The following is a 26,843-nucleotide window of genomic DNA, read 5'->3' on the forward strand; positions in this document are numbered from 1 at the left end:
ATTGAAAAATTCCTACGCTGTTGTCGATCTCGAGACAACCAATGCTAACTGGCATGACAACGGGCGTATTATTCAATTTGGCTGTGCACTTATTGAAGACGGTAAAATCGTTAAGATCTACAATCAAAAAATCAATCCAGAGGTGCCAATTCCAAGTAGAATTACAGCTCTAACAGGATTGAGCGATGAAGATGTTAAGGATTCGCCAACTTTTGAAGAAATGGCACCAAAGATTTTTAAATTACTCAAAAACAAAGTGTTTATTGCTCACAATGTAAATTTTGACTTGACCTTTCTTAATCGAGAATTTAGTCGAATCGGTATGAATGAACTAAATATCAAAGCAATTGATACAGTTGAGTTGTCACAAATTTTATTTCCAACTATCAGTAGTTACAAACTGCAGGATCTGACAGGATATTTGAGTATCCAGCATGATAATCCACACAGTGCCGATAGTGATGCCTTGGTAACGGCTAAATTATTTTTGATAATCATTAAACGACTTCAACAGTTGCCTATTCAAACGTTGAAGTTATTAGCTGATTTCGGAAAAGATACTCTTCGTGAAACAAACTTGGTATTTAAGATCGTCAGAGATGAAATTGAGAGTAAAAATAATATTCTTCCTGATTATCTGTACGAGAAAAATGGACTGATTTTGCGTAAAAAAGACTTCCATATTGCTGAAAAGATCGATAATAGTTCGAAATATCCAGAGACAAAAAAAGAGAAACAGGACAAGTTGAAGGGTATTCTTGATTATCGTAAAAATCAGGCAAAGTTGATGGACGATATCTACCAAACTAGTCAACATCGAAATAAACATAAAAAATGGAATCTGATTGAAGCTCCAACTGGTTCCGGTAAGACATTAGGTTATTTGTTACCACTGTCATATGTTGTAAATAATAATCAAAAATTAGTGATTGCGACCACAACTAAGGTTTTGCAGCAACAAATTATCGAGCAATCGATACCGTTATTGAATCAGGTTACTGGTAACAGTTATCATGCTGAAGTTGTCAAAAGCAGTTATAACTTCATTGACTTAGACAGATTTTATGAGGCTTTGGACAATTATAAGATGCATAGCCATACAGCAATTTTAAAAATGAAGATTATTGTTTGGTTAACGATGACTACGACTGGTGATTTGAGTGAATTACATTTGACCAATTACAACAGTCCCTTGTTTACAATTATCAGACATCGAGGTGAACAGAAGAGTAATACTTTGTTTAGTCAAGATGATTTCTGGGCATATCAACAGAATCGTTATCAGGAGTCGCTTATTTTGGTGACTAATCAGTCATATTTGGCGAGAAACCTTGATAGTAGTATTTGGGGTGGAAATTCATACTTAGTTGTTGACGAGGCTAATCACTTCGCAAATGGCTTGAGGGATGTTGCCTCACCAAATGTCGATTTTCTGAGGTTGAATGAATATGTCAGAAAGATCAGTGATATTCTTTATCAAAACAGAGTTACTCTACGGTATGCATTCACTGAAGTAACTACACAATTGTGGAACTACCAGGATCTTCAAGATATGGAAAACCACTTTCAAGCAGTCGATGAATTGATGCAGCGACTTGAATTCAATATTTTTGAGAATTATGTTCAAGATAATGTTTCTTTCAAAGACAGAGAACAGTTTGTCTCAATTATCGATAGTCAACAGAATTTCGGACAAGATAACTCTGAACTGGTTGATTTATTATCAGACTTGATAGTTGAGTTGTCGTTGATAGTTAATCGAATAGATACTTTATTTGATCAATATAATTTCCAGAAGAATTTCATATCAGTCGAATTATCCAAGGTCATTTCTAATTTGATTATTGAAAATAGTAAATTACGTGGGACATTGGGTAATTTGGATGAGCTTTTGCAATCGCTGCAAGGTGCAAAGAGTGAATTTGGACTTCAAATTGAAATGCGTGATTATTATGAACCGAATACAATGAAGATCAGTTGGCGGCAATTTAATATTAAGAGTTTGATTGATCAGGTTACTGACAGATTCAGTCAAATTGTTGCTATCGGTGCCGCAATTACCATTCAGAAGGATTTTTCACACTTCATAATGGATCTTCAATTAGATGAAGAACAAATCAATCAGATGAAGATTTTGCCTGACTCAAATAACATGGCAAAAAATGCCAAGATTTATTTGCCTGATGATATTCCTGATATCGCTACATTAGATAATGATGAATACTTTGACATGATCACTCGTTATATTGTTGAAGTTTTGGACAATATGGATCGTCAGACAATGATCTTATTTAATTCATTGAATACTTTAAGCAAAGTATATGAACGATTAATGGATACTGATGTTAAAGAAAAGTGGGAGATCCTAGCTCAAGGGGTCACTGGCACGAATGAGAAAATCAAGAAACGCTTTGCCATTGGCAAGAGATCTGTTCTTCTTGGCGCCAATTCTTTCTGGGAAGGGGTCGATTTCCCTAACAAGATGCTAGAGATCCTAATCGTAACCAGAATCCCATTTGAATCACCAGAACAACCTGACGTAAAAATTAGACAAGATATTCTGCGTGAGCGTGGTTTGAATATTTTTAAGGCTGATGCATTGCCTAAAGCGATATTGCAATTACGTCAGGGCCTGGGCCGATTGGTTAGAAGTCCAGAGGATAAAGGTGTAATTTTATTGTTGGACAATCGTATTTTGACAAAGAATTATGGAAAAGAAATTCTTAATTCGTTGCCAAAAGGATTACCGCTTATCAATGAAAACATCGATTTGATTAAGAAAGATATAAATGAATTTTTGAATTAGATGAAAAGTTGATATACTATTGTTGCTGTATTATTTCAGTTAACTAAGGTAAAGGAAAAATTATGAATAGAAGCACAAAAATTTTATTGGCTATATCCATTGTTGCGTTGGTGATCGTTTCAGCGTTGACGTTCGTGAGTCTTTCTGCATCTCCCAATTCGAGTGCGAAGTCACAGGCAAATGATATTGCAAAAGAAAAAGCGGGTATTGTTCAAGATGATTATTTTGGCAATTTCACTCGCAAAAAGCAGTATTATTCAGTTGGTGGTCTGACTAAGAACAATAAATATCGCTACGTTATCATTGATGCTAAAAGTGGTAAAACCAAAACTGTTGATTTAAATGATGCACCTGTTCGTAAGAATGTAGTCCAAGGAGTTGCCGATCGATATAGTGCTACTAAGATATTGCACATTAATCTTGGTATGTATAAAGGTAAACCTACTTGGGAAGTAGCCTTCAAGAATAAGAAGGGTATGATTGGCTATAACTTAGTTGATTTTCGTTCGGGCAAGAGCATTCAAATTATTAACAATATTTAGAAATTAAATCAGTACGTTATTTACTTGGCAAATAGCGTTCTTTTTTATTAGTTGTTTTGTTGCCTCCGATTGAAAGTAATCGAACCTGCTGTGCGGACCGATTTCAGCCGAGGTCTGAAATCTCACTTTTGAACTCCGCGTAACCCGCAGATTTCAAAAGATGTCCTGTGCTGTAAGAACGGAAAAACACCGTTCAACACCACTGCCACTGCTGGTTCAATCACTCTCAATCTCCGGATTAGTAGTATTGGCTTGAAGCTGTACTTGAAGGATAGGTAAATTGTTATTCTATTTTTAAGTAAATATTAATCTGTTTGAGAATACATACTGACTTGTATTTAATGAATTTGCGCTGGAGATTATAAAATATTTTATCAGCTGTGAAGGTGGCGTTAGGACGGTGATTTTCCGTTCTTACGGCACGGGACGACTTTGGAGATTTGCGAAGCAAAGCTTCAAAGCGAGACTTCAGACCGTCTTTCAGGCTGAAGCCGTTCCCCGCAGCAGGTAAAATATTTTATAATCGGAAGCAACAATAATAACAACCACAAACATTTAATAAGATTTTTGAAAGAAGTGAAATTAATGGACGAAACTACATTTGAACAATTTTTGTCTAGTGGAAGTACCAGTTTAAGTAATTTAGTTTTGCAGAACTATAGTAAATTAGGCATGACAGAAAAAGATTTGATAATCTATTTAGAATTATCAATGTATGCTCAAAAAGGAATTCAATTTCCAATGGCTTCTAATCTTGCTGAAGACACTGGTATGGACGAAGCAACTATCTATACTATTATTCAAGGCTTGATTAAATTAGGGATAATTGAACTGAAAACGGTTATCGAGCATCACCAACAACGTGACATATATGAACTAACACCGATTTTTAAACGTCTCCAAGTTCTATTGAAGCAAGAGACAGAATCAAATCAAAAATCTAAATTGATGTCTGATACTGAGGAATTATTCAAAAAAATTGAGGTGGAATTTGGTCGTCCAATTTCTCCAATTGAACAAGATCAAGTACATCAATGGATCGACGATGATCACTATTCAATTGAATTGATTGAATTGGCTCTTAGAGAAGCTATTTTGAATCAAGCATATTCGATGAAATACATGGATAGGATCCTTATAAGTTGGGAAAAGAGTAATATTAAGTCAGCGGAACAACTCCAAGAAAGAAGAAGAAAGCTGGGTTACTAATGTTAAAAGATGATCAGATTGTATGGGCAATCAAACAAATGGAAGAAGATATCGGTCCGGTTGGACCGTCATTGGATTCTAGGACACCTTTTCAATACCTTGTGTCAGTCATTTTGAGCGCACAAGCTACAGACGTATCTGTCAATAAAGTCACACCTATTTTATTTGCGAAATATCCTGATCCTAAGGATTTGATGAATGCGAATGTTGAAGATGTTGAACAGATAATTAAGAGTGTTGGATTATTTCATAACAAAGCTCGTAATATTATCAAGACAGCTAAAATAGTTCATGAGGAATTGAATGATGTTGTGCCAACCGATAGAGCAGGGATCATGGCATTACCTGGTGCAGGTAGAAAAACGGCAAATGTTGTTTTGAGTGATGTATTCAATGAGCCAACATTTGCGGTTGATACTCACGTATCCGCAATTTCTAAGAGATTACACTTTGTAGATCAGAAGGCTACACCATTACAAGTCGAGAACAAAATTGTAGGTGTTATGAAGTCAGAAGAGCTCCATAGAGCTCATCATACGATGATTGAGTATGGACGTAAGTATTCAATGAAATTGGCTCCTGACAAAGAAATATGTCAATTGATTATTGACTGTGACAAATTGAATGAAGAGAACGAAGCAGAATTTGAGTAAAAAAAGATCGAAACCAGTTTTTAAAATTGGTTTCGATCTTTTTTAGTTGGAACTATTTGTTGAACTACCTTGTGTAGAACCACCTTGGGTCGTTCCGTTTTGAGAACCGGAGTTATCACCAGTAGTGCCACCGTTGCTGTCATTTCCGCCAGTATTAGTATTATTTCCAGTGTTTCCGGTGTTTCCGGTGTTGTTTCCTGTATTAGTATTATTTCCAGTGTTTCCAGTATTACCGTTATTACCAGCATTACTGTTATTGTTGTTATTTGATGTTGTACCACCATTACTATTGTTATCGGTCGTGGTATTACTGTCGTTTCCAGTTGTACCAGTGCCTGTAGTAGAATCATCCGAGCTCGTATCGTTATCATCATCAGTTGATTCAGATGTGCTACTTGATGGTCTAGTAGTTGTAGCGTCATTACTGCTTGATTCAGAAGTGCTATTTGAACTCGATGAAGCACTTTCAGTTCCCTTGTAAGGATTATTTGGTGCATATCCCTTAACGAATAACTCACTTGTAGCTCCACTTGATGAAGGTGCTACTGTTGGTGAGGTTGCTCCGTTATTCAAGATATTCAATCTTACTACAGAACTTGGTTTCTTCCAGTTTGGATTAGTACTGTCTGATCTGTCTTGCATGTATTCCAACATGGCTTTATAGATTTTTCCGGGTACACTCTGGTAAGTCATTGCGATACCGCTTGAGTTAGGGGAGTCGTATCCAGTCCAAACACTCATTGAGTAATTCTTTGTAAATCCGTTATACCAAGCATCTTTAGCAGTTCCACTAAGGGCAGAATTTGAGGCAATTGCTTCAGAAGTGTAATTAGTAGTACCTGTTTTACCAGCTTGATGTAATCCAGAAATATCAGCGTAAGTAGCGTATTCAGAAGGTACTCCCTTAAGCATATCCGTAATCATATATGCGGTTGAAGATTTCATTACACGTTTACCATCTGAATTATATCTGTGGGTGATGCCATCGGCTGTTTCAATTTTTGAAACATAGGTTGGTTTGTAATATGTACCACCATTTGAAAAGGCTGCATAGGCAGATGCTCCTTGTAAAGTTGAAGCCTCAGCGCCGATACCAGTACTCAATGGATCACTATCTTTAAGATTCATGCCCAGTTTATTTGCGAATACTTTTGCCTTAGAAAGTCCAACGTCATCTAATGTGCGAATGGCTGGAATATTTCTTGAATTGACTAGGGCTTCACGCATACTCATTTGGCCTTCGTATTGTTCGTCCCAATCTTTTAACTCAATATCGGTACCGGCATATGTATAAGCGGTATCTTCAACTTGATGATATGTTGACCAATTGAGATATTCGATTGCTGGTCCATAATCAAGTATTGGTTTCATAGTTGATCCATTACTACGAGAGGTTTGAACGGCACGATTTAATCCAAATTGGATATTGGATAGGTTTCTACCACCAATCATGGCGATAACCTTACCATTGTTAGGATCAACGATGGTTGCACCGACTTGCTCTTTGGAGTCTTGGAAGGCTACCGTACCTGAATTAACAATGTTGTAAAGTTTCTTTTGAGCACTGTAATCCATGTTTACGGTAATCTTTAGATTATCACGATAAGGATCGAAACCTTTTTTCTTAACTTCAGTAATTGCTTCTTTAATGTAAGGATCAGAAACAATACGTTTTGTATCATTACTATTGCTTACTTTTTTGTAAGGTTGCAAGCCGTCGTCGATAGGTGTGTCTAGTGCTTCAGTTTCTTGTGCCTTAGTTATTTTGTTATTATCATACATAGCTTGTATAACTAGGTTACGACGATTTCTGGCTGCATCTGGGTGAACATATGGATCATAATTACTTGGTGCGTTTGGAATACCAGCAAGAAGGGCGGTCTGAGCAATTGTCAATTGACCAAGTGATTTGCCATAATAGTATTTAGATGCGGTTTTGATACCACCAATACCGTTATTAAAGTATTCCTTGTTCAAATAAAATTCTAGAATTTGTTGTTTAGAGAATTTTTGACTAACTCTCATGGCAAGATAAGCTTCTTGCATTTTACGTTTAAAAGTTTGATCCTTTGCATCAGTTGAGAAAACAGTCAATTTTATCAATTGTTGAGTCAAGGTACTTGCACCTTGCAAAGTGCCTTGAGTCACATTAGTTACGGCCGATTTGACGATTCTGACAGGATCGATACCAAGTGGTTCATTGTAGAAGTTTTTATCTTCAATAGAAATAACAGCATCTTGAACTCTTTGGGGAACTTTATCGATTGTTACGTAATTTCTTTCGTTAGCCCCTAAAGATGCAATTGTTTTCCCATTTGTATCAACGATGGTCGATGAACCACCGCTTTGTAAGTTTTCTTGGCTAACAGCTGGTGCACTCATAGCGTAGTATGCGAAAACACCGATGAAAAGTGCTGCTAGTACTCCGATTATTGCTAGTATCCATTTAAAAATTGACTTAGCAATGGTTCTGGATGTTGAAGGAGTCTTCTTTTTGTTTTTACTCATTTTTTCTCCCTCCCACTTTCTATAAGCTGTTTAACAGCGTTAATATAGGGTAAAGTAGGGTTATAGTCAGGGCTGACTTCAATGGAACAGTCAACAATTTGCTTAAGCTGGATTGACTTTGGACCATCATTTCTTTGTCCGTCCCAATATTCAAACAGATTGTCTGCCGGCATAATAAAATACCTTTTCAGAGCAACATATTTGATGATGACAAAGCAGATCCCACCTTGTTTCTCACATGCTTTCAGGTGATCAATTTGGTGTTGGTGAAAGTTTTTTAATGGAAAAGTATTTTTGTGCTTTGTTTCCTTGGCTTCAAAATCAACGTAATATCCATTGTAGATACCGTTATAGTCGGTCGTGGATGCTTTACTAAAATAAGCTTCTTTTATTACTGCGCGGCTTCTTTTAGGATAATCTACTTTGACTATTTGAATAGGCGTTGGTTTTTTGTAAATGACAGCAACATCGTGACTGCGGTAATATTTGTTACTTTCATTTATTTCTTCCTCTAATGTCATACCACGATCGCCAAAGATCATCTTTTTCTTGGCGGAAGTGTCAACAGAGAGTTTCTTTGATGAAGGATTATTAAAAGTCCGTCCATCAGGGTAATTAATTTTCAAAATATCAGCTCCTACTTGTGCATTATACCATGGTGGTGTGAATTATAGAGTTAGTAAGTAATCCGTTAATTGCAGACATTGTTTCCAAGTATTATAGAACAAAGGTTTGCTAGTTTGAACTTTTTTAAGGAGATTTTTTTATGATCAAAAATTTATGGGTAACTGGGTACAGGTCATATGAAATTGGTCTTTTTAAGCCGGATGACCCAAAGGCAAAGGTAATTCAGAAGTTTTTTGCTGAGAGATTGACCAATTATGCTGAAGACGGTATGGAATGGGTCCTAACTGGAGCACAATTAGGAACTGAGCAAATCGTCGGTAAAGCTGTACAGGATGTCAAGGACAAAGGATACGATATAAAACATGCGGTAATGTTGCCATTTGCTGAATTTGGGGGTAAATGGAATGAGAAAAACCAGCAATTACTAAATATTTTTTTAAGAAACGCTGACTATGTTAATAAATTGACGAATATGGGGTATCATTCAGGTGAACAGTTAAGAACATGGCAGAGTTTTATGTTAAAACACACTGATGGTGCTATCGTGTTTTATGATCCTGACAGTGGCGGAAAACCAAAATTTGATTACGAAGCCATAGAGAATTATCGAAATGCAGGCAATGATTATGAATTAGAGCTTGTAGATTTTGATACTATGCAGGATTTTGCTAATATAATGTTTGATAACTAGATTAAAAGCGATTTATTTTGTTATAATTAACTAACACAAATTGGGGTGTTCAATATGAATAATATGAATCAGATGAATGGATTTAATCCACAACCAAATAATGATAATAAATTTGTTTTAAATTTCCAGCCAAATGATATTTTGCAAAAAGAATTTAAGACAAAGATGCGAGGATACGATCCTACAGAAGTTGATCAATTCTTAGATGGAATTATCAAGGATTACGAAGCTTACTCAAATGAGTTGAATCGTCTTCAATCAGAAAACGAAAACCTTAGAAGTCAATTAGGTGCAAAAGGTCAACGTCCACAACAAAAACAACCTGGACAACCTATGAAGAATCGTACGATGGGTGTTAGACCACAAGTAAAGTCACAACATCCATCAACTAGTGCTACTGCAGAATCTTCAACTAATTATGATATTTTGAGAAGATTGTCCAATTTGGAGAATCGTGTCTTTGGTCACGACTTTTCTAATGGTCTGCCTGCTGAAGACAATAATGATGGAAATATTAAACAATTTGCATCAGCTGCGGTTCCAAATAATATGGGTAGTGTTGAGAGTGGTCATAATGAGATCAATCCTCGTATGAACCAACAAAACGCTCAACAACAGCCTCAAATGAACAATCAGCAACAAGGATTCAATGATCCAAATCATTTCCAATCTAACCGTCAAGCACAAAATATGAATGGTTTTAACGGAAATATAAATAATAATGGTAATTTTAATCAATATTAGTGTATAATAGATTCATCGGTAAATTTTGAGTAATCGCGGCCTAGTTATCTAGGCTGAGGAAAGTCCACGCCCGCACGAGCTGAGATGCTTGTAGTGTCCGTGCTTGGCCCAATAAGCCAAGGTACCTTTTTGGTAACGGCAGCGAACGCACTAAAGTTTCGACCATGTGTTACTAGCTTGAAAGTGCCACAGAGACGTAGTATTACGGGAAACCGTAATAGTGGAACGAGGTAAACCCCGCGAGCGGGCAACCCAAACTTTGGTAGGGGCGCTTCATAACGAGAAATGAATCTACTGTGAAGGCGTAATTGTAGATAGATGATTACTAACTGTATCGGAGTGCCTAGCCGGTACATGAACAGAACGTGGCTTATAGAAATTTACTAAGGTAAGGGACGACTTGTTCGTCCTTTTTTTGTATGAAAATTTAAACTCATGAAGAGGTAGAAATGAAATTAATTGCGACAATGTCAAGCGGTTTTGAAGCTATAACCGCACGTGAACTAAAAGATTTAGGTTATGAGACCCAAACTGATAACGGGAAAGTTTACTTTGAAGGAGAAAATGAAGATGTAGCTAAAGCCAATCTTTGGCTACGTAGTGCCGATCGTGTAAAAATCGTTATCGGTACATTTAAAGCAACTTCTTTCGAAGAGTTATTTGATAAAGTTTACGCAATTGATTGGGATAAGTGGTTACCATTAAACGCTGCTTTTCCAATTAAGGCTAGAACTGTTAAATCAGAGCTTCATTCAGAGCGTGATATTCAAGCAATTACAAAAAAAGCCATCGTTAATAAGATGGCTGATGTATATATGCGTCGTGGACGTTTGCCTGAAACTGGAGCTACTTATCAAATTGAGACTCGTATTCATAAAGATCTAGTCGAAGTAACTCTTGATACAACTGGCGCATCCCTATACAAACGTGGTTATCGTGTTGAACACGGTGCTGCACCGTTGAAGGAGAACTTTGCGGCCTCAATGATTCTTCTAACTGTATGGCATCCAGATATGCCATTCATCGATCCCACAACTGGTTCAGGTACAATTGCCATTGAAGCTGCACGTCTGGCTAAGAACATTGCACCTGGTATTCAACGCCACTTTGCATTTGAGGATTTCGATTGGTTTGATCCTGAAATCTTAGCCAACTTGAAAGAAGAAGCTCGTGCAGGTGAAAAAGACGTTGATCTTAATATTTTCGCTAGTGATATCGATGGTTCTATGATCGACGTTGCTAAGCTTAATGCACATGATGCTGGCGTTCTTCATGATATTCAATTCAAACAAGTCGCTATCAAAGACTTGAAAATTGAAGGTGACGATGGTGTCATCATTGCTAACCCTCCATATGGTCAACGTATGAGTGACTTGGAAAATGTTAGAAAATTGTATAAAGAAATGGGAGAGGTCTTCAGGACCGCTCCCACATGGAGTAAATATATTATCACTAGTGATTTGGAATTTGAAAAATTCTATGGTGAACGTGCTACTAAGAAACGTAAATTATACAATGGTTCAATTAGAGCTGATTACTATCAATACTGGGCAACTCGCCGTCACTAATTAGATAACACTTAGAGGCTATCACGACGATGCAGGTCCCAAAGAATTAGAAGAATCAAAATTGCTGTAACGAGTAGTGAGAAGAACCATGACCACCACTTGTCAGCAACAGGCAATTTCATATTCATACCATAAAAACCGGATACGATCGTGGGAATACTTAAGACAATTGTGTAAACTGTCAGTATTTTCATGGTCGTATTTGTTTGGTTATTTAAGATATTATTGTATGTGTTGGCTACTCGATCAATAATGTCAGAAGTCAAACCTGCTTGATCTCTTATCTGTTCAATTTCGATAATAGAATCATGAAGATGTTCTTTGGACTTCTTATTCAAGTTAATATTTTGAATTTTACCAGTTGAAATAATTTCAATTTGTTTAACAACATTGAAGTTACCATTGATAGCCGTGCTAATATATGTAATCAAGTCTTCGAGTTCTGCTAATTCCAAGATTTGATCTTTAGAAGAGCGGCTTCTTTTCAAATGATTTTGAATCTTGTTCCGATCTTGATTGATCTCGCTCATGCGGTCATTGTAGTCACTTGTGACTTGATCAAAGGTATTGAAGATGATTTCCCAGATACGATCCTCTACTGTGCTCTCAAAGTGATTATGAGCGTTTATAACGTAATCTTTGATATAGTGTGTTGAATTATTAGTAAATAGGAATAATTGATTATCCTTGATGGCAAAAGAAATTGGTAAAGTACTCCCCGAAAGGGCATCACCATCAACTCTCTCGTTTTGAACGTTGAATACGATCAGAAAAGTATTTGTATGTTCATCGTATTCAAGTCGTGCACGTTCATTTGTATCATCAGCGTAATCAAGAATTTCGTTAGTTATATCGAATTGTTCAATTAATGTTGTGCGGTCTGTGTCGCTTAGATTTTTTTTGGAATTAATATCGATCAAGGTTAAGTCTTGACCTAATGGTTGTGAATTTATCATTATCGTTCTCCCTCGAAAACAATAATAGCATAAAAAAACATGCTGACTATTCGTAAAATGAATGGTCAGCATGTTTTAATTTATAATCAAATTGATTTTATGGAGTAAATAGTTTAGCTAATTCATCCTGTGGGATGCCCTTGAAATAGTCATCTAGATTGAATCCTTTGAGAACTTCGAGAATCTCATCACGGTCAAACTTAACATTAAGAAGTTTTTCCTTAATGTCGTTAACATCCTTCATACCGAAGTAGTCACCGTAAATTTCGACTGATTCGATTTTTCCATCTTCAACATTGTAACGAACATCAACTGTACCCATGTCGAAGTGTTTTCTTTGTTTAGCGGTGAATTTAGGTGATTTGCCATAGACCCAATCCCAGTTGTAGTAATATTGTTCCTTCAACTTATCGATTTCTTTTTGGTCTTCTGGAGTAATAGTATATTCGTGATCTTTAATCTCATCTAATGAGTTAGCGTGGAATAATTCCAATAATAGTTTGTCACGGAATTGCTCAGTGGTTAGATTTTGATATTCTTTAGCAAGGTAAGGACGTACATTTGTAACACGACTTCTAATTGATTTGATACCTTTAGAAGCAATCTTATCCTTTTGTACATGAAGAGCCTTTGTTAGAACATCGAGGTCAACATCTAGTGACAATGTACCATGAGAGAATGTCTTGCCATTTCTTGAGTACATTGCGTTACCAGAGAACTTTTTGCCATCTACCAACAAGTCGTTTCTACCTGAGACTTCGGCAGTTGTTGCGCCCATTTGGTGTAAGGCATCAATAATAGGTTGAGTGAATGACTTGAAATCACCAAAGTTCTTGTCATCTGAATCAACCATGAAACTGAAACAAAGGTTGCCTAGATCTTGATATACTGCTCCACCACCAGATAGACGACGGGTAACAGTAATATTATTATCTTTAATATAGTCAGGGTTGATTTCTTCCATAGTATTTTGATTTCTACCAACGATGATACATGGTCCTTCAATATAGAATAGAACAAGTGGCTCGTCGAATTCGACATTATTCATCAAATATTGCTCGGTTGCCAGGTTATCACGAATGTCGCGATCCTTCATTACAACATAGTACATAAAAGTGCCCCCTTGATATAATTTGTAAGCGATTTAATAGTATCACAATTTTCACAAATGGAACATTAATAACCACTCACTTGCGGAGCTTAATAAGTTCTTGATGAACCAGACTATGTGCAGCACCGTTATCTTTATCAGAAATATGCTTAACAAAGTACATGGGAAAAGCTTTGAGTTGTTCTAAAATCGGATCCAAAATATCTTGATAGTGTTTAGAATACTTTTTCTCTACGCTATCTGTTAAAATCTTGCTATCGGAATGAATGAACAAGATATCGTTGATATTCATTTTGGAAATTTGTTCAAGAGCAAGTTTTAAGGCTAAGAATTCCAAGTAGTGATTGTCAGCCGGTTTTTGTGGATCGACATGTTTGATTATTTGATCGTTATACTTGATAACGTAGGCGGTGGCGGCTAGATTTAAATTAGTATTTAAACCGGCGTCGGTGTACAATTTAATCATCTTATTAAAAACCTTTCAGGAGTAGATATGTCTAAGAAATATTTTGTTCAGCCCACAGGATCATGGGGAATTATTATGTGGTCTCTCGCACTGAGTATTTTGTGTCTCGGTGTAATTTTACAACTTGAAATATTTAGTTTCAGTTTTGTTCCATTCATAGTGTGGATCCTGGGAATTGTTTACGTAATTTATATTATAACTAATTCTTGGGTAAAGTTTGACGCTGATAAGATTATTATCAAAGAGCCTAATTATTACAAAGCTCGAGTATTCAAACAAACTGATGTTAGAATAAAAACTGATGATAAGTTGACGATGGAATTTTTATTTGATAATCATGATTATTTTCCATTGAAGATTACCTCGACTAAGAAAATTTTACAGGGAATTAAGAAAGAAGTGGGTGAGAATAATGTCATTTCCAAGTGATATTGAAATAGCTCAAATAAATGAGCATGAGAATATGAAGAATATTGAACAAATTGCTCAAAAGGTCGGATTGAATTCTGACGATATTGAGCCATACGGCCACTATAAAGCTAAGATCTCTGGTAGCGGTATACGAAAGGCTATGAAGAAGGATGACGGTAAATTAATATTAGTTACTTCGATCAATCCAACTCCAGCTGGAGAAGGTAAATCAACGGTCGCTATTGGTTTAGCGGACTCACTGCAAGCAATTGGCAAAAAAGCTGTTTTGGCTCTGCGTGAGCCTTCATTAGGTCCAGTCATGGGGATGAAAGGTGGTGCCACTGGTGGTGGTTATGCGCAAGTAGTTCCAATGGAAGACATAAATCTGCATTTCACAGGTGACATGCACGCTTTGACTAGTGCTACTAATACTTTAGCTGCACTGATCGATAATCATTTGCATCAAGGTAATCAATTACATATTGACCCAAGAAGAATCGTCTGGAAACGTGCTTTGGATATCAATGATCGTGCTCTACGTAATATTACTATCGGTCTTGGTGGTCCAGCTAATTCAATTCCTCGTGAGGACCATTTTGATATAACAGTTGCCAGTGAATTAATGGCAGTTTTATGTTTAGCTCAGGATATCGATGATTTGAAGGAACGTATTTCAAATATTTTGATTGCTTTTACATACGACAAGAAGCCTATTTTCGTTCGTGACCTTCGTGTTGAGGGTGCAATCACGATGTTGCTAAAGGATGCGTTGAAACCTAATTTGGTTCAAACACTCGAAAACACACCGGCAATCGTTCACGGTGGACCATTCGCAAATATTGCTCATGGATGCAACAGTATCTTAGCTACTAAATTAGCTATGAAATTAGGAGACTACACGATTACTGAGGCTGGTTTTGGTGCCGATCTTGGTGGCGAAAAGTTCATGGATATTGTGGTTCCAAAACTCGATCATGCACCCAACTTAAGTGTAGTAGTCGCTACGATTCGTGCTCTTAAGTACAATGGTGGTCAAAAGTTGGCTGATTTGCAAAATGAAGACTTGAATGCTTTGAATCTCGGCTTCAAGAACTTAAAACGTCACGTGCAAAACATGCGTTATTATCACATTCCGGTCATCGTAGCAATCAACAAGTTTGCGACTGATACTGATAATGAAATCAAGTTATTACAATCGCTTTGTGATGAATTAGGCGTTGAAGTATCAGTTGCTGATATACATCATAAGGGTTCTAAAGGTGGAATCGACTTTGCCAAAATGGTAGTTAGAGCTGCCGATAAAGAATCTATTTATACTCGTTTGTATGAAGATGCTCAACCTACAGTTGAGAAAATCGATACCATTGCATCTGAGGTCTATGGTGCTAATAATGTTGAGTACAGTCCTAAGGCTATGCGTCAGTTACAAAATCTGAAGAACAACGCTTGGGATGATATGCCTGTATGTATTGCCAAGACACAGTATTCGTTAAGTGATGATCCAAAGAAGCTTGGTAGTCCACGTGACTTCACGCTCCACGTCAAGGAAATAATTCCCAAGCTTGGTGCCGGATTTATCGTTGTATTAACTGGTAGTATTTTGACCATGCCAGGATTACCAAAAGAACCAGCCGCATTGAATATGGATGTTGATAATGACGGCAGAATTAGCGGTCTGTTCTAGTGCCAATTGTCTATATAGTATTATTCATTGGTTTAATCGCTGGCGATCAAGCGCTGAAGTATTATGTTGCTACCAACATCCCCACATTAACGTTCCATGAATTCATTCCAGGTATTTTGTCTTTGACACATATTACGAATACCGGAGCAGCTTGGAGTATGTTAGAAGGAAAGATGATTTTCTTTTACATCGTTACCATTGTGGCGGTAATCATTTTACTTTATTTGTTTGTTAAGTCCGATAAAAAAGATTATATTTACCGATTCTCATTGTTATTCTTATTAGCAGGAACAATCGGTAATGCAATCGATAGATTTGCCCATCACTATGTGATAGATATGTTCAGTTTTGATTTTGTTAATTTTCCGATTTTCAATTTAGCGGACACTTATATTACAATAGGAGTTATATTGATAATCATTTCATTAATATTTATGACGGAAGGTGACAAAAATAACTGATAGCCCAATAGAATTAGTATTCGAAGATACTAAGAAAACTAGATTAGATAATTTTGTGAACGAGAATGTCGAGGATTTAACACGTTCACAAATTCAAAAGTTCATCAAGGACGGAAATATTTTGGTCAACGGTAAAGTTGCTGCCAAAACTGGTACAAAACTGACATCTGGAGATAAAATTTCTGTAACTATTCCTGAAGAAGAACCAATTGAGGCAATTCCACAAGATATTTCAATCGATGTTGTTTACGAAGATGAAGATGTTTTAGTCGTGAACAAGCCACAAGGGATGGTAGTTCATCCTGCTGCTGGACATCGTGATGGAACATTAGTCAACGCAATCTTGTATCACAGTAAGATCAACGATGACGACATGATTCGTCCTGGAATTGTTCATCGTATTGATAAAGATACTTCAGGTTTGTTGATGATAGCCAAGAATAATTTGGCTAAACAATCATTAATGAAACAACTTAAAGAAAAAACCAACTTGCGTGAATATGTCGCAATCGTTCATGGCAACTTTGAAGAATCAAAGGGTAAAATCAATGCCCCATTGGGTCGTTCAAAGTATGATCGTAAGAAACAAGCAGTTGTTGACGATGGCCGTAAGGCGGTTACTCACTTTGAAGTTTTGGAACAATTTGAGAATTACTCACTACTTAAATTAAAATTAGAGACAGGCCGTACTCATCAAATTAGAGTACACATGCAATATATTGGTCATCCTGTAGCAGGAGACCCATTGTATGGACCTAAAAACACATTGCAAGGACATGGACAATTCCTTCACGCTAAGACTTTGGGATTTGAACATCCAAGGACACATGAATGGATGCAGTTCTCTGTTGAACCCCCTAAGATTTTTCAAGAAACACTTGAGAAATTACGCGGTTGACACGCTCTTAGATGTGCTATAATCTGAATTTAGTTATGTGAGAAATATAATTAAAGCACTCACGCTGATTAGTCAGACAGTGAGTGCTTTTTTAAAGAATAGGAGACCAATTTATGGCTAAAGAAATAATTGACGGACAAACGATGACGCGAGCTTTGACTCGTATTACTTATGAAATTATTGAACGAAATAAGGGAATTGATGATTTAGTGTTAGTAGGTATTAAGACTCGTGGTGTATACGTTGCACACAGGATCGAATCTCGTTTAAAGCAATTAGAAAATATCAGTATTCCAGTTGCTGAATTGGATATCACACCTTACCGTGACGATGTGACCCATGAAGAGAAGAATCCAGCTGACGTTACCCCTCAACCACTTGATGTTGATATTAATGATAAGCACGTGATTTTGACTGATGATGTTCTTTATACTGGTAGAACAATTCGTGCTGCCATGGATGCGTTAATGACTGTTGGTCGTCCTAAAAAGATTTCTTTGGCTGTATTGGTTGATCGTGGACATCGTGAACTTCCAATTCGTGCTGACTTTGTTGGTAAGAATATCCCTACTTCTCAAAAAGAAAAAATCAAGGTTTCTATGAAAGAAATTGATGGAGAAGACAAAATCGAAATCGAGTAATCAAACTTAGGGGAGTTGCTTTTTAATGAAGCGTTATTTAATTTTAGAAGATGGAACGGTCTTCCCCGGTGTGGGATTCGGATCTTCCATTATCACTACAGGTCAATTGGTAATATCAAATAATCGTACCGGAATTGAACAATCAGTAACTGATCCAGATGCTGAAGGCCAGATTCTGGCTTTTACGATACCCTCAATTGGTAGTTCTGGTATTAATCGTGATTTTTATGAATCTATCAATTCTCAATGCAAGGGTGTTGTGATCGGTTCCTCAAGTCATACCACCATCGATGGCTCGGTGTCATTTGGCGATTGGATAACAGGTTTGGGAATTCCCGGGATTAAGAATGTCGACGTGCGTGCTTTAGCAAAACACATTTCTGAACATGGTGAAATGAAGGCTAGCATTATGGATACACATGATGAACACGCTATTGATCAAATTAAAGCTCTCGTGTTGCCACCTGATCTTGTCAAACGTGTTTCAACTAGACAATCGTATCCAAATCCTAATATGGGAATAAAAATTGTAGTTGTTGATCTGGGGCTGAAATATTCAATTCTTCGTCAGTTGTCATATCGTGATTGCAACTCGGTCATCGTAAATTACAATTCAACGCCTGAAGAAATTGAGAATCTGCACCCAGATGGAATTATTTTTTCTAATGGACCAGGTGCACCTAGCGATATTCCGCAGACTATTGAAACAATTAAAGTACTACAAAAGAAATATCCAATTTTAGGTATTGGTCTGGGTAATCTATTGATTGCATTGGCCAATGATTGCAAAATAATTAAGCTTGATCAGCCGCATCATGAATCATCATTAGCGGTTAAAGAAGTTGCCAGTGGCAAGATTGATTTTGTTAACCACAACCATTCATATACGATCGATCAAAAATACATTAGTTCGTCTGATTTTATCGTGACGAATATTTGTGTTGCGGACGGAAGCATTGAGGGCATTCGTCATGAATACCTGCCAATAATGTGTGTTTTGTTCGAACCTGAAGCTGCTCCAGGACCTAATGACGGCTATTATGTTTTTGATGAATTTATTGATTTGATAGATTCTGTTAAATTTCAAGACGATGGAGGTAGAGATCAATGGTAGAAGTTCGTCCACATAGTATATTGATCATTGGCCCAACGACTAGTGACAAGAATGTTGACCTATCGACCGCAGTCTATGATACCGTCGATATTCTGCATCAATTGGGATATAAACTGTCAGTTATTGTCGAGGATCCAACGTCGCTACTTTCATCAGGCAAATTCTTTGATCGAATAATTGTCGAACGTGTTACTGGTGAACACGTCTTGAACTTTGTCCATGAGTACCATCCAGATGCAATTTTGCCAACGGTTGGTGATCGCAATGCGTTAGGTATTGTATCGAGTTTGAATGGCAAGATAGATAATGTGAAGATCTTAGGTTCGAATTATATGGCTTCACTTGCTACTTTTAAGCGTGAATTATTCATTAAGAAGTTGACTGACAACAAATTACCAGTGATCAATTTCATTTCTTCAGACGATGAAAAAGAAATTTATAGTTTTATCCGTTCAATTGGTTTTCCAATCATTGCCAGACGCAGATATTCCAATCGTCATTCAAGTGGCTGGACTAACATCAATAACCTATTTGAGTTAGATAATTTCATGGCACTAGAAGATATTGACGATAGCCGTATTGAGATTGAACGCAGTATTCGTGGTTTCAGTGAATATTCATTCACCGTTGTGCGTGACCGATTCGATAATTCAGCGTTGATCGGTACGATTGAGGATATTGAGCCTATTGGTATTCACCATTTGGATTCGAATTTGATATCTCCAGCCATTTCATTGAATGATTCAAAACTGCAACGTATGCGGACAGCATCATTGAAATTGGCTCAGGCATTCGACATTGTTGGTATTTGTACGGTTCATTTTGCCTATAATCATAAGACTAATGAGTATTTCATAACTGAATTCATTCCACGACTAAGTGAAGAATCCAAGTTTCTTGAGTATGCTACAAGTTATCCTATTGCTACAGCAACCGCAGAATTAGCACTCGGGTATCATCTTGATAAGTTGAAGCTTGATGGCGGTCGTGGCTTCAATGGTGCTTCAGAGCCATTTGTGGACCATATAACGTCACGTTTCCCACAATGGGGTACGTCGGCTCAGAAGTACTTAGGACCTAGTAAGACCTCCAATTCTAGTATTGTTGTAAATGGATTCAGTGTTGAAGAAGTCTTCAACAAAGGCGCTTTAAATGACAAACTCAACAGCAACACTGATAGACGTAAGGCTCTAGAAGAATTGGATGATGATCAATTGTTTGAAAAGATTATTCACCCGACCAATTGGATGCTGGATGTTTTGTTAGAGGCTTTGAGACGAAAGTTTGAAATGCCTGTATTATCAGAAATAACTGGAATTACTATGCCTTATCTGACGGTATTAAGTAATATACTGAAGACCAATACAGCAATTGAGAATAATGAAATTGGCCAAGATAATATTGAACGTTTAGTCGAAATGGGCTTCAAAGGTATCGGAGAGAGCAAATTATTGCTTGATACTGATGACATTGTTACTAAGACAGTAGTGAAGAGCAAGCGTTCTATTTCCGTCTCCAATAAGAATTACAATAATCAGAACTTTTTCGTTACTTCAGGTATCAGCAGTGACCTGGTGCTAAATGATAAGAATAAGATCATTGTAAGATCACCGATCATAACTTCTAAACGTGATGTTATGGTTAGACAATTCGTTTTGACACAACTGATCAAATCAATCGACCAAAATGGACTTGAAGCGGTAGTTATTGGACGTGAACCATGGACTGCTCCTTTAGGGATGCGTGAAAAGGTTATTGAAATTGATGATCCATACATGGAAATGCAGAGTCTTAATTTGATTCCAAAAGATAGCATTTTTAAGACGATTGATTTTTCTAGACATTTAATTGACACAGATGATAATTCAAATGTATTCCAGATAAGTTCTAAGCTGATGAAAGACATCACCATTCCAAGTGAGATCTCATTAAGAGCAATGGTAGTTACTGATGGAAACAATTATTTAGTACCTTCGGTAATTTATCGCAAGGAACGTGATGGTCATTCATTTGAGATCAGTTCATACAATAATTTCTTACCAATTGAAGACCGTAGTGCTCTTTCAAAGCTGATTGAACAAGAATTAGAGAATTATACTGACGTTAATGTCTTTAACTTTGAATTTGCTAAGAGCAATGGTCATTGGATCATTACTAAGGTGTATCAAGGGATGACAAATGACATTATTCGCCATGAATTAGCCAGTTCTGTCCATGTTATCGATACATTAGTTAAATTGATACTTGGTAACAAGATCGAAGATAATAAAACACTTGAAGAGATTTATCAAAACGTTGATGATCGTTATTTATTAACGATTGACGATAAGAGATACAACCTATTGCGATATGATGCAATTAAAGAACAGATTGATAAGATACAAAAAGAAGATTAGCCAGTGGCTAATCTTCTTTTAATTTGTTGACTAAGTCTCTATCTGGATCTACTAAGATAGTCTTTTGACCTTCAAAGATAACAAATCCAGGTTTGGAACCATTAGGCTTGCGAATATTTCTAATTTGTACGTAGTCGACTGGAACCTTCGATGAATCACGTGCTTTAGAGTAATATGCAGCAATCGTAGCAGCTTCAGTTATTGACTGTTCATCAGGATCGCTAGTTTTTAAAATGACATGTGAACCAGGGGTGTCTTTAACGTGGAACCAGTAATGATTCTTTTGTGACAGTTTCATTGTAAGTTGATCGTTTTCCAAATTGTTTTTACCGACAGTAACTTCGATACCGTTAGAAGTCTGGAATGGTTCACCAATCTTCTTCTTACGTTTCTTACGAGCATTGCGCTTACGTTTCTTGATATATCCGGAGTCAATTAATTCTTCGATGATTCCATCAACATCTTCAATATCGACATATTCTAGGGATGCCAGAACTGATTCTAGGTAGTTTACCTCACCAGTAGTTATCTCTAGTTGTTCGTTGATGTGTGGAATTGAGTTTTGCAGTTTACGATATTTCTTGTAGTAGCGTTGTGCGTTATCTGATGGAGAGAGTTCTGGATTAAGCGCAATCGTCACTTCTTCATTATTGTAGTAGTTAGTCAAGGTGATTGATTTAGAACCACGTTTTACCTGTGACATGTAGGTAGTAAGCAATTCACCATATAGATTGTATTCACTCATGATCTTAGTTTGATCTAATTGCTTATTGAGTTTTTTGATCTTAGATTTATCCTTTTTCAGGATAATATCTAAACGACTAGTTATTGACTTAGTCTGTTGCTCAATACGATCAATTCTTGCTCGATCAATATAGTAGCTATCTAATAGTTCACTTAATGAATCATAGGTATTTACTACTTCTGATGTGTTAGGGAAGGGGATAGGTAAGAAGTTTAGCTTCTTGTTAGAATTCATATTGGCAGTGTTTGGTTTAACTTCTTCATACTGTTTGATGAATTCAGGGATGTTATCAGTTTGTGCCATTTCGTTAGAAGTATCTATACCGATACCTTCAAACTTTTGACGAATATCTTTGGCATCAGTTAATGAAGAGAACTCCTCTGGAGATGCTAAAAAAGGATTAACTTTGTTTTGTGCAGGTGGCAACTTGTAATCATCACCAGGCAATAGTCCACGGAAACTATTGTTTTCTGGAGAAACACGCTTGATCAAATCAACGATTTTGCCTGTTTCTTTGTTGATTAAGAAAATATTACTGTGACGAGCCATGATTTCAATCGTCATAGTGAATTCGTGGATATCACCGAGTTCGTTCTTAGCACTCAAGTCGATCATTACAATACGATCATTATTCAATTGTCTGATATCTTGAACAATTGCGCTGGTGATATACTTGCGTAATGACATTACAAATGTTGATGGCTTGGCCGGATTAGCAAATGGTTGCTTGGTAATTTGAATCCTGGCATAGCTTGGGTGTGCTGAGAGAAGCAATTGCTGATTCTTGCGGTTACTTCTTACAGTTAGTATTAATTCGTTAGCGAACGGCTGTTGTATCTTTGCAATACGTCCGCCTTGAAGGTTATCTTTTAATTCGTTTACCATTGAATGGGTAAACATTCCGTCAAATGACATATATATACTGGGTCCTTTCTGTAATTCTTAAAATAGAATTATTAAAAATAATTCTTTAAAATCAATGGTGTAACAAGCATTGATTTCTGAAACAAATATCGGTTTTTTCAGTGTAAATAAAAAATCCTGAACGAATATGATATAATCTAATGGTTATACAATCATTATACGTAAGCAAACAAGGAATTGATAAATTTATGAAAATAGCCATTGTAACAGATAGTACATCTTACTTACCAAAAAACATCGTCGATAAATATCATATAACAGTAGTGCCAATAGAAGTAGTATTTGATACTAAAACTTATCGTGAAGACATTGATATTACAACATCAGAGTTCTATGACTTACTTCAAAAGTCTCCTGAACTTCCCTCAACAGCACAACCATCAATTGGTGAAATGATGGATCTGTACGAAAACTTGGCTAAAGAAGGCTATGATACCGTAATTTCCATTCATTTAGCAAGTACAATCTCTGGATTCGTTAATAATTTGAAGACTGCTGCTAAAACTATTGATGATATGAACGTCGTGGTATACGATTCATGGATAACTGTACGCCTAATGGGCTATATGGTTCAAGAAGCAGCACGTATGGCAAATGATAACAAGCCGCTTGAAGATATCATGAAAAGATTGGATACTTTGCGTGATTCTATGGGAGAATCATTTGTTGTTAACGATTTGAAGAATCTTGTTAAAGGCGGCCGTCTGTCCAATACGTCTGCAGTAATCGGAACTATGCTTAACATTAAGCCGTTGTTGGAGTTTGATGACGAGTCACACAAGATTGTTGCTTATGATAAAGTAAGATCATTAAAGAAGGCCAAATCTAAGGCTGAAGATAAATTAAATACTGCTATTGAAAATTCTGATTATCCTTTGAGATTATTGGTTATTGATGCAGATGATCCTGAATCTGGGGATGAGTGGGCAGAACAACTCAAAAGTGAACATCCAGACTTAACAGTTGATCGTTCATATTTCGGACCAGTTATAGGTGCTCACCTTGGAAAAGACGCTTTAGCGATTGCGTGGATACGTGATTTTGACAAATCTTAAGAATAAAAGCCTATAAGGCTTTTTTATTTTACCTCAATAGTTTAAAATAATTGTATTAATCAAGTCTTTATTTAATTTATATTTAATGTAAAATTGGTTTAGCTATACATTAAGAAAAGGGGATTATTATGTTTTCTAACACGAAAAAGGTAGCCTTATTATTGGCAGCAGGTGTGTTAATGAGCACTAGCTTTGGTGGAACAGTTGCTTTGGCTGACACTACTTCAACTACGCCTACAACTGATACTGATACTGCGGTTGCCACAGCCACCAATTCACAAAATGATAGTGATAATCAAGTTGTTTCGAATTCTAATGATACTGCAACAGCTGCAGCAACTAATAGTGCTACAACTGCTAAATTCCAATCTGCTCAAGATATTAACATCCAAGCAGTCAAGAATGCGATGCTATCAGAATTAAACAGCTTGCGTGCTCAAAATGGCTTAAATGCTTTGACTTCAGTTAATGTTTTGAATAATTATGCTCAGTCTAGAACAGATGGCTTCATTTCCTCAGGTGTAGATGACCACGCTGGCTGGAATTCAGCAAATATGTATCCTTATTATTTGGATGCTGAAGAAAATATCGCTCAAATGCCATATACAATGCTTGGTACAACCGATCCAACTGTAATTGCACAAAAAATAACTGCTGAATTCTATAGTGAAAATTATGATCCACAACCAAACTATGGTCACAGAAAGAACATGCTTAATCCATACATTAATTTTGTGGGTATTGGTGTAAGTGTTGGTTCAAATGGTATGGTCTACTTCTCACAAGAAATGGGAAATGACCAAGCAGCACACAGCAAGTACAGTGCAAGTGATTTGTATAGTTATTATTTAACTAATGAAAATGATTATGCTAATGCTTCTAAGTACAACTTAGTTGATTCTAAGAAGAAGAGTGCTGATTATAAAGATAGAGATAATTACACAGTCCTAGATATGCGTGGGGGCGTAACTAATAATAATTCATTAACACCTATCTATGACAGATATGGAAATAAGACGAATGTTGAATTATCTCCTAATACTTCATGGGCAACTGATATGATTGCTGTAATGAATAATACCTTCTACTATCACGTAAGTAACAATGGTTTTGTGGTTGCTGATGATGTTACACCATGGGCAAGTTTCTTAGCTGGTACTGTGGTTACAACTACAAAAGCTACTGCAATTTATGACGATCAAGGTAATGCAACAAGTAGAACCGTTGCTGCAGGTTCAAAATGGATCGTTGATAGACGTTCAACAAATGCTGTCACAGGAGTTAAAATGTATCGTATAGGTACCAATGCATGGTTGATTAAAACTGACCTTACAGGCGCTTAGATTTTAACGAAAATATGAATATTGTTGAAGAGATGTCTTGTAATAGACGTCTCTTTTTTTAGGAAAATTTTGGGGAAATATAATGAACGAGAATAATAATGATAAAGAATTTTATACTTTTATAAAAACAACTGTTAGATTAGCTAGGGCAATTCAGTCCGAAATTTATCAAGGAGCCAAAAATAAGCACATTACGAAGTTAGAAATAGATATTTTGATGGTTATCTGGGTCTCAGATAATCACCAGTGTCGACCATCCAAACTGATTGATTTCTTGAAAATAACTAAGTCACAGCTCAGTAGGTCGTTGACTGCTTTATATGAGAAGGGGCTAATCGAAAAGAACAAGGATCAAAGCAATAAAAAGTACCTTATTGTTTCACTGACTAAGTATGGTCAAGATTTGGTTGTTAGAAATGCGTCGAACATAAAATTTGCTATGGAACAAGAAGTAGAAAAATTATCAAATGATGAAAGGAAAATTTTGAACGAAACAATAACTTTTTAATTTTAGTTATAATATATGTTTTACGAAAACACAAGCAAAAAAACAACAAACCAAAAATAAATACTCCACCCGCACAGGCAAGTCAATAAAAACAGGCTTCCTTAAAAAGGAGCAAAAATAAGGCATGAAGACAGATCAAATCAAAAAAAGCAACTGCCGAGAAACGCCCTCAGGCGACGAGTTCGTTTAAATGTACAAGAACTTGTCTGTCAAAGTTCAGCAAATCACTCGCTGAATCCTATAACTAGAATCGACAGTGAATTATAGAATGTAAATATTTCTAATTCGACAATAAAGCATTTGGAAACGTACTCGGTCTAGAATGTATATTAGTAATCTAATTCTGAGGTGAATCGTAGTTACTCATCATACAAACAAAACACGGTAAGCCTTGAAGATTATTATGTATTTGCTGATTCTTTTGGAAAAAGGCTTTAGATCAATCGCTAAAAAACTATTAAACATAATGAGCAAATATCTATATTTATTAGCAAAATTGATTATCAGTTATCTCCGAACACTTCATCGATTCAATTCAAATTCATAAGATCATTCAACAAGAACAAAAAAAGAACTCAAACCTCATAGAAGATATATTTGATAAAAACATCAAAAAATTTCAAGAGGAGAGTCCTTTTTTCTGATTTCTTTGAATAAACAAGTTTAAGGTTACATAATATATATTATACGAAGTGGTAATTTAAAGCTACATGTCAAGCCCAAATGCAACATCTTAAACAAATCTTAATAACTTTTCTCCAACTCATGATAAAATTTAGTGT

The 26,843-nt window shown here is 36.3% G+C and carries 22 protein-coding genes, 1 other RNA gene and 1 pseudogene; 18 read left to right on the top strand and 6 right to left on the bottom strand.

The features are described 5' to 3' along the window. The first annotated feature begins 1 nt into the window (after position 1). From EKM66_RS09225 to EKM66_RS09240, 4 genes are all read left to right on the top strand, one after another. Positions 2-2,806 carry a helicase C-terminal domain-containing protein gene (locus EKM66_RS09225; RefSeq protein WP_125763877.1) on the top strand — a complete coding sequence of 935 codons (2,805 nt, stop codon included), beginning with the start codon at positions 2-4 and terminating at the stop codon, positions 2,804-2,806. Between the two features lie 62 nt (positions 2,807-2,868). Next, positions 2,869-3,348, top strand: a complete 480-nt coding sequence (locus tag EKM66_RS09230) for a cell wall elongation regulator TseB-like domain-containing protein (RefSeq protein WP_125763879.1) — start codon at positions 2,869-2,871, stop codon at positions 3,346-3,348. A gap of 585 nt (positions 3,349-3,933) precedes the next feature. After that, positions 3,934-4,557 (top strand): DnaD domain protein, encoded by a 624-nt coding sequence (locus EKM66_RS09235; protein WP_125763881.1) that lies wholly within the window; start codon positions 3,934-3,936, stop codon positions 4,555-4,557. Next, positions 4,557-5,210 carry an endonuclease III domain-containing protein gene (locus EKM66_RS09240; RefSeq protein WP_125763883.1) on the top strand — a complete coding sequence of 218 codons (654 nt, stop codon included), beginning with the start codon at positions 4,557-4,559 and terminating at the stop codon, positions 5,208-5,210. Before EKM66_RS09235 ends, EKM66_RS09240 begins: the two co-directional genes overlap by 1 nt. 42 nt (positions 5,211-5,252) lie before the next feature. Here EKM66_RS09240 and EKM66_RS09245 read toward each other — a convergent pair whose 3' ends face one another. Then, positions 5,253-7,718 (bottom strand): transglycosylase domain-containing protein, encoded by a 2,466-nt coding sequence (locus EKM66_RS09245; RefSeq protein ID WP_125763885.1) that lies wholly within the window; start codon positions 7,716-7,718, stop codon positions 5,253-5,255. Next, positions 7,715-8,344 (bottom strand): Holliday junction resolvase RecU, encoded by a 630-nt coding sequence (gene recU, locus EKM66_RS09250; RefSeq protein ID WP_125763886.1) that lies wholly within the window; start codon positions 8,342-8,344, stop codon positions 7,715-7,717. The genes EKM66_RS09245 and recU overlap by 4 nt, the downstream gene beginning before the upstream one ends. A gap of 140 nt (positions 8,345-8,484) precedes the next feature. Between recU and EKM66_RS09255 the strand changes: the two genes are divergently transcribed. The 4 genes and pseudogenes from EKM66_RS09255 to EKM66_RS09270 all read left to right on the top strand — a co-directional run bounded on the left by EKM66_RS09255 (position 8,485) and on the right by EKM66_RS09270 (position 11,348). Then, positions 8,485-9,036, top strand: a complete 552-nt coding sequence (locus EKM66_RS09255; RefSeq protein WP_125763888.1) for an SLOG family protein — start codon at positions 8,485-8,487, stop codon at positions 9,034-9,036. Positions 9,037-9,108: 72 nt separating this feature from the next. Next, positions 9,109-9,516, top strand: a pseudogene (gene gpsB / locus EKM66_RS12930) (cell division regulator GpsB); the annotation flags it as partial. 285 nt (positions 9,517-9,801) lie between these two features. Then, positions 9,802-10,158, top strand: an RNA gene (gene rnpB / locus EKM66_RS09265) — RNase P RNA component class B. Between the two features lie 71 nt (positions 10,159-10,229). After that, positions 10,230-11,348, top strand: coding sequence for a THUMP domain-containing class I SAM-dependent RNA methyltransferase (locus tag EKM66_RS09270; protein ID WP_125763890.1), 1,119 nt, complete (start codon positions 10,230-10,232; stop codon positions 11,346-11,348). Between the two features lie 11 nt (positions 11,349-11,359). On the opposite strand, the gene EKM66_RS09275 is transcribed toward EKM66_RS09270, so the two are convergent. The 3 genes from EKM66_RS09275 to EKM66_RS09285 form a co-directional block, all read right to left on the bottom strand. Further along, entirely contained in the window at positions 11,360-12,304 is a 945-nt protein-coding gene (locus EKM66_RS09275; protein ID WP_125763892.1) for a magnesium transporter CorA family protein, read from the bottom strand. A gap of 97 nt (positions 12,305-12,401) precedes the next feature. Continuing rightward, complete coding sequence (locus tag EKM66_RS09280; protein WP_125763894.1) at positions 12,402-13,415, bottom strand: lipoate--protein ligase; 1,014 nt, start codon at positions 13,413-13,415, stop codon at positions 12,402-12,404. 76 nt (positions 13,416-13,491) lie between these two features. Next, positions 13,492-13,881, bottom strand: coding sequence for a reverse transcriptase-like protein (locus EKM66_RS09285; RefSeq protein ID WP_125763896.1), 390 nt, complete (start codon positions 13,879-13,881; stop codon positions 13,492-13,494). A 27-nt stretch (positions 13,882-13,908) separates the two neighbouring features. Between EKM66_RS09285 and EKM66_RS09290 the strand changes: the two genes are divergently transcribed. The 7 genes from EKM66_RS09290 (at position 13,909) to EKM66_RS09320 (ending at position 21,486) form a co-directional block, all read left to right on the top strand. Continuing rightward, on the top strand, positions 13,909-14,310 hold the full coding sequence (locus EKM66_RS09290; protein WP_125763898.1) for an EbsA family protein: 402 nt from the start codon (positions 13,909-13,911) through the stop codon (positions 14,308-14,310). Beyond that, a complete protein-coding gene (locus EKM66_RS09295) occupies positions 14,294-15,976 on the top strand; it encodes a formate--tetrahydrofolate ligase (protein WP_125763900.1) in 1,683 nt (560 codons plus the stop codon). The genes EKM66_RS09290 and EKM66_RS09295 overlap by 17 nt, the downstream gene beginning before the upstream one ends. Next, positions 15,976-16,437 (top strand): signal peptidase II, encoded by a 462-nt coding sequence (gene lspA, locus EKM66_RS09300; RefSeq protein ID WP_125763902.1) that lies wholly within the window; start codon positions 15,976-15,978, stop codon positions 16,435-16,437. The genes EKM66_RS09295 and lspA overlap by 1 nt, the downstream gene beginning before the upstream one ends. Further along, on the top strand, positions 16,430-17,335 hold the full coding sequence (locus EKM66_RS09305; protein WP_404811468.1) for an RluA family pseudouridine synthase: 906 nt from the start codon (positions 16,430-16,432) through the stop codon (positions 17,333-17,335). Before lspA ends, EKM66_RS09305 begins: the two co-directional genes overlap by 8 nt. Before the next feature lie 113 nt (positions 17,336-17,448). Then, positions 17,449-17,976 carry a bifunctional pyr operon transcriptional regulator/uracil phosphoribosyltransferase PyrR gene (gene pyrR / locus EKM66_RS09310; RefSeq protein ID WP_125763904.1) on the top strand — a complete coding sequence of 176 codons (528 nt, stop codon included), beginning with the start codon at positions 17,449-17,451 and terminating at the stop codon, positions 17,974-17,976. A 25-nt stretch (positions 17,977-18,001) separates the two neighbouring features. Beyond that, complete coding sequence (locus EKM66_RS09315) at positions 18,002-19,090, top strand: carbamoyl phosphate synthase small subunit (protein ID WP_125763906.1); 1,089 nt, start codon at positions 18,002-18,004, stop codon at positions 19,088-19,090. Continuing rightward, positions 19,084-21,486: an ATP-binding protein gene (locus EKM66_RS09320; protein ID WP_125763908.1), complete on the top strand. Its 2,403-nt coding sequence runs from the start codon at positions 19,084-19,086 to the stop codon at positions 21,484-21,486. The genes EKM66_RS09315 and EKM66_RS09320 overlap by 7 nt, the downstream gene beginning before the upstream one ends. Positions 21,487-21,493: 7 nt before the next feature. Here EKM66_RS09320 and EKM66_RS09325 read toward each other — a convergent pair whose 3' ends face one another. Further along, entirely contained in the window at positions 21,494-23,146 is a 1,653-nt protein-coding gene (locus EKM66_RS09325; RefSeq protein ID WP_125763910.1) for an Rqc2 family fibronectin-binding protein, read from the bottom strand. A gap of 197 nt (positions 23,147-23,343) precedes the next feature. On the opposite strand from EKM66_RS09325, the gene EKM66_RS09330 reads away from it, so the two are divergent. The 3 genes from EKM66_RS09330 (at position 23,344) to EKM66_RS09340 (ending at position 26,061) form a co-directional block, all read left to right on the top strand. After that, complete coding sequence (locus tag EKM66_RS09330) at positions 23,344-24,210, top strand: DegV family protein (RefSeq protein WP_125763912.1); 867 nt, start codon at positions 23,344-23,346, stop codon at positions 24,208-24,210. A 128-nt stretch (positions 24,211-24,338) separates the two neighbouring features. Further along, entirely contained in the window at positions 24,339-25,553 is a 1,215-nt protein-coding gene (locus EKM66_RS09335; RefSeq protein ID WP_125763914.1) for a CAP domain-containing protein, read from the top strand. An 82-nt stretch (positions 25,554-25,635) separates the two neighbouring features. After that, entirely contained in the window at positions 25,636-26,061 is a 426-nt protein-coding gene (locus EKM66_RS09340; RefSeq protein ID WP_125763916.1) for a MarR family winged helix-turn-helix transcriptional regulator, read from the top strand. Positions 26,062-26,843: the final 782 nt, after the last annotated feature.

The organism is Companilactobacillus hulinensis, from assembly GCF_003946555.1.
Taxonomy (GTDB): domain Bacteria; phylum Bacillota; class Bacilli; order Lactobacillales; family Lactobacillaceae; genus Companilactobacillus; species Companilactobacillus hulinensis.

Bases quoted from the DNA above. Each gene is read 5' to 3' on its own strand.
- EKM66_RS09290 (WP_125763898.1), top strand. From the start codon at position 13,909: ATGTCTAAGAAATATTTTGTTCAGCCCACAGGATCATGGGGAATTATT.
- EKM66_RS09235 (WP_125763881.1), top strand. From the start codon at position 3,934: ATGGACGAAACTACATTTGAACAATTTTTGTCTAGTGGAAGTACCAGT.
- EKM66_RS09285 (WP_125763896.1), bottom strand. From the start codon at position 13,881: ATGATTAAATTGTACACCGACGCCGGTTTAAATACTAATTTAAATCTA.
- EKM66_RS09325 (WP_125763910.1), bottom strand. From the start codon at position 23,146: ATGTCATTTGACGGAATGTTTACCCATTCAATGGTAAACGAATTAAAA.
- EKM66_RS09335 (WP_125763914.1), top strand. From the start codon at position 24,339: ATGTTTTCTAACACGAAAAAGGTAGCCTTATTATTGGCAGCAGGTGTG.
- EKM66_RS09275 (WP_125763892.1), bottom strand. From the start codon at position 12,304: ATGATAAATTCACAACCATTAGGTCAAGACTTAACCTTGATCGATATT.
- EKM66_RS09255 (WP_125763888.1), top strand. From the start codon at position 8,485: ATGATCAAAAATTTATGGGTAACTGGGTACAGGTCATATGAAATTGGT.
- EKM66_RS09245 (WP_125763885.1), bottom strand. From the start codon at position 7,718: ATGAGTAAAAACAAAAAGAAGACTCCTTCAACATCCAGAACCATTGCT.
- EKM66_RS09315 (WP_125763906.1), top strand. From the start codon at position 18,002: ATGAAGCGTTATTTAATTTTAGAAGATGGAACGGTCTTCCCCGGTGTG.
- EKM66_RS09280 (WP_125763894.1), bottom strand. From the start codon at position 13,415: ATGTACTATGTTGTAATGAAGGATCGCGACATTCGTGATAACCTGGCA.
- EKM66_RS09340 (WP_125763916.1), top strand. From the start codon at position 25,636: ATGAACGAGAATAATAATGATAAAGAATTTTATACTTTTATAAAAACA.
- EKM66_RS09240 (WP_125763883.1), top strand. From the start codon at position 4,557: ATGTTAAAAGATGATCAGATTGTATGGGCAATCAAACAAATGGAAGAA.
- EKM66_RS09295 (WP_125763900.1), top strand. From the start codon at position 14,294: ATGTCATTTCCAAGTGATATTGAAATAGCTCAAATAAATGAGCATGAG.
- EKM66_RS09320 (WP_125763908.1), top strand. From the start codon at position 19,084: ATGGTAGAAGTTCGTCCACATAGTATATTGATCATTGGCCCAACGACT.
- EKM66_RS09330 (WP_125763912.1), top strand. From the start codon at position 23,344: ATGAAAATAGCCATTGTAACAGATAGTACATCTTACTTACCAAAAAAC.
- EKM66_RS09270 (WP_125763890.1), top strand. From the start codon at position 10,230: ATGAAATTAATTGCGACAATGTCAAGCGGTTTTGAAGCTATAACCGCA.
- pyrR (WP_125763904.1), top strand. From the start codon at position 17,449: ATGGCTAAAGAAATAATTGACGGACAAACGATGACGCGAGCTTTGACT.
- EKM66_RS09230 (WP_125763879.1), top strand. From the start codon at position 2,869: ATGAATAGAAGCACAAAAATTTTATTGGCTATATCCATTGTTGCGTTG.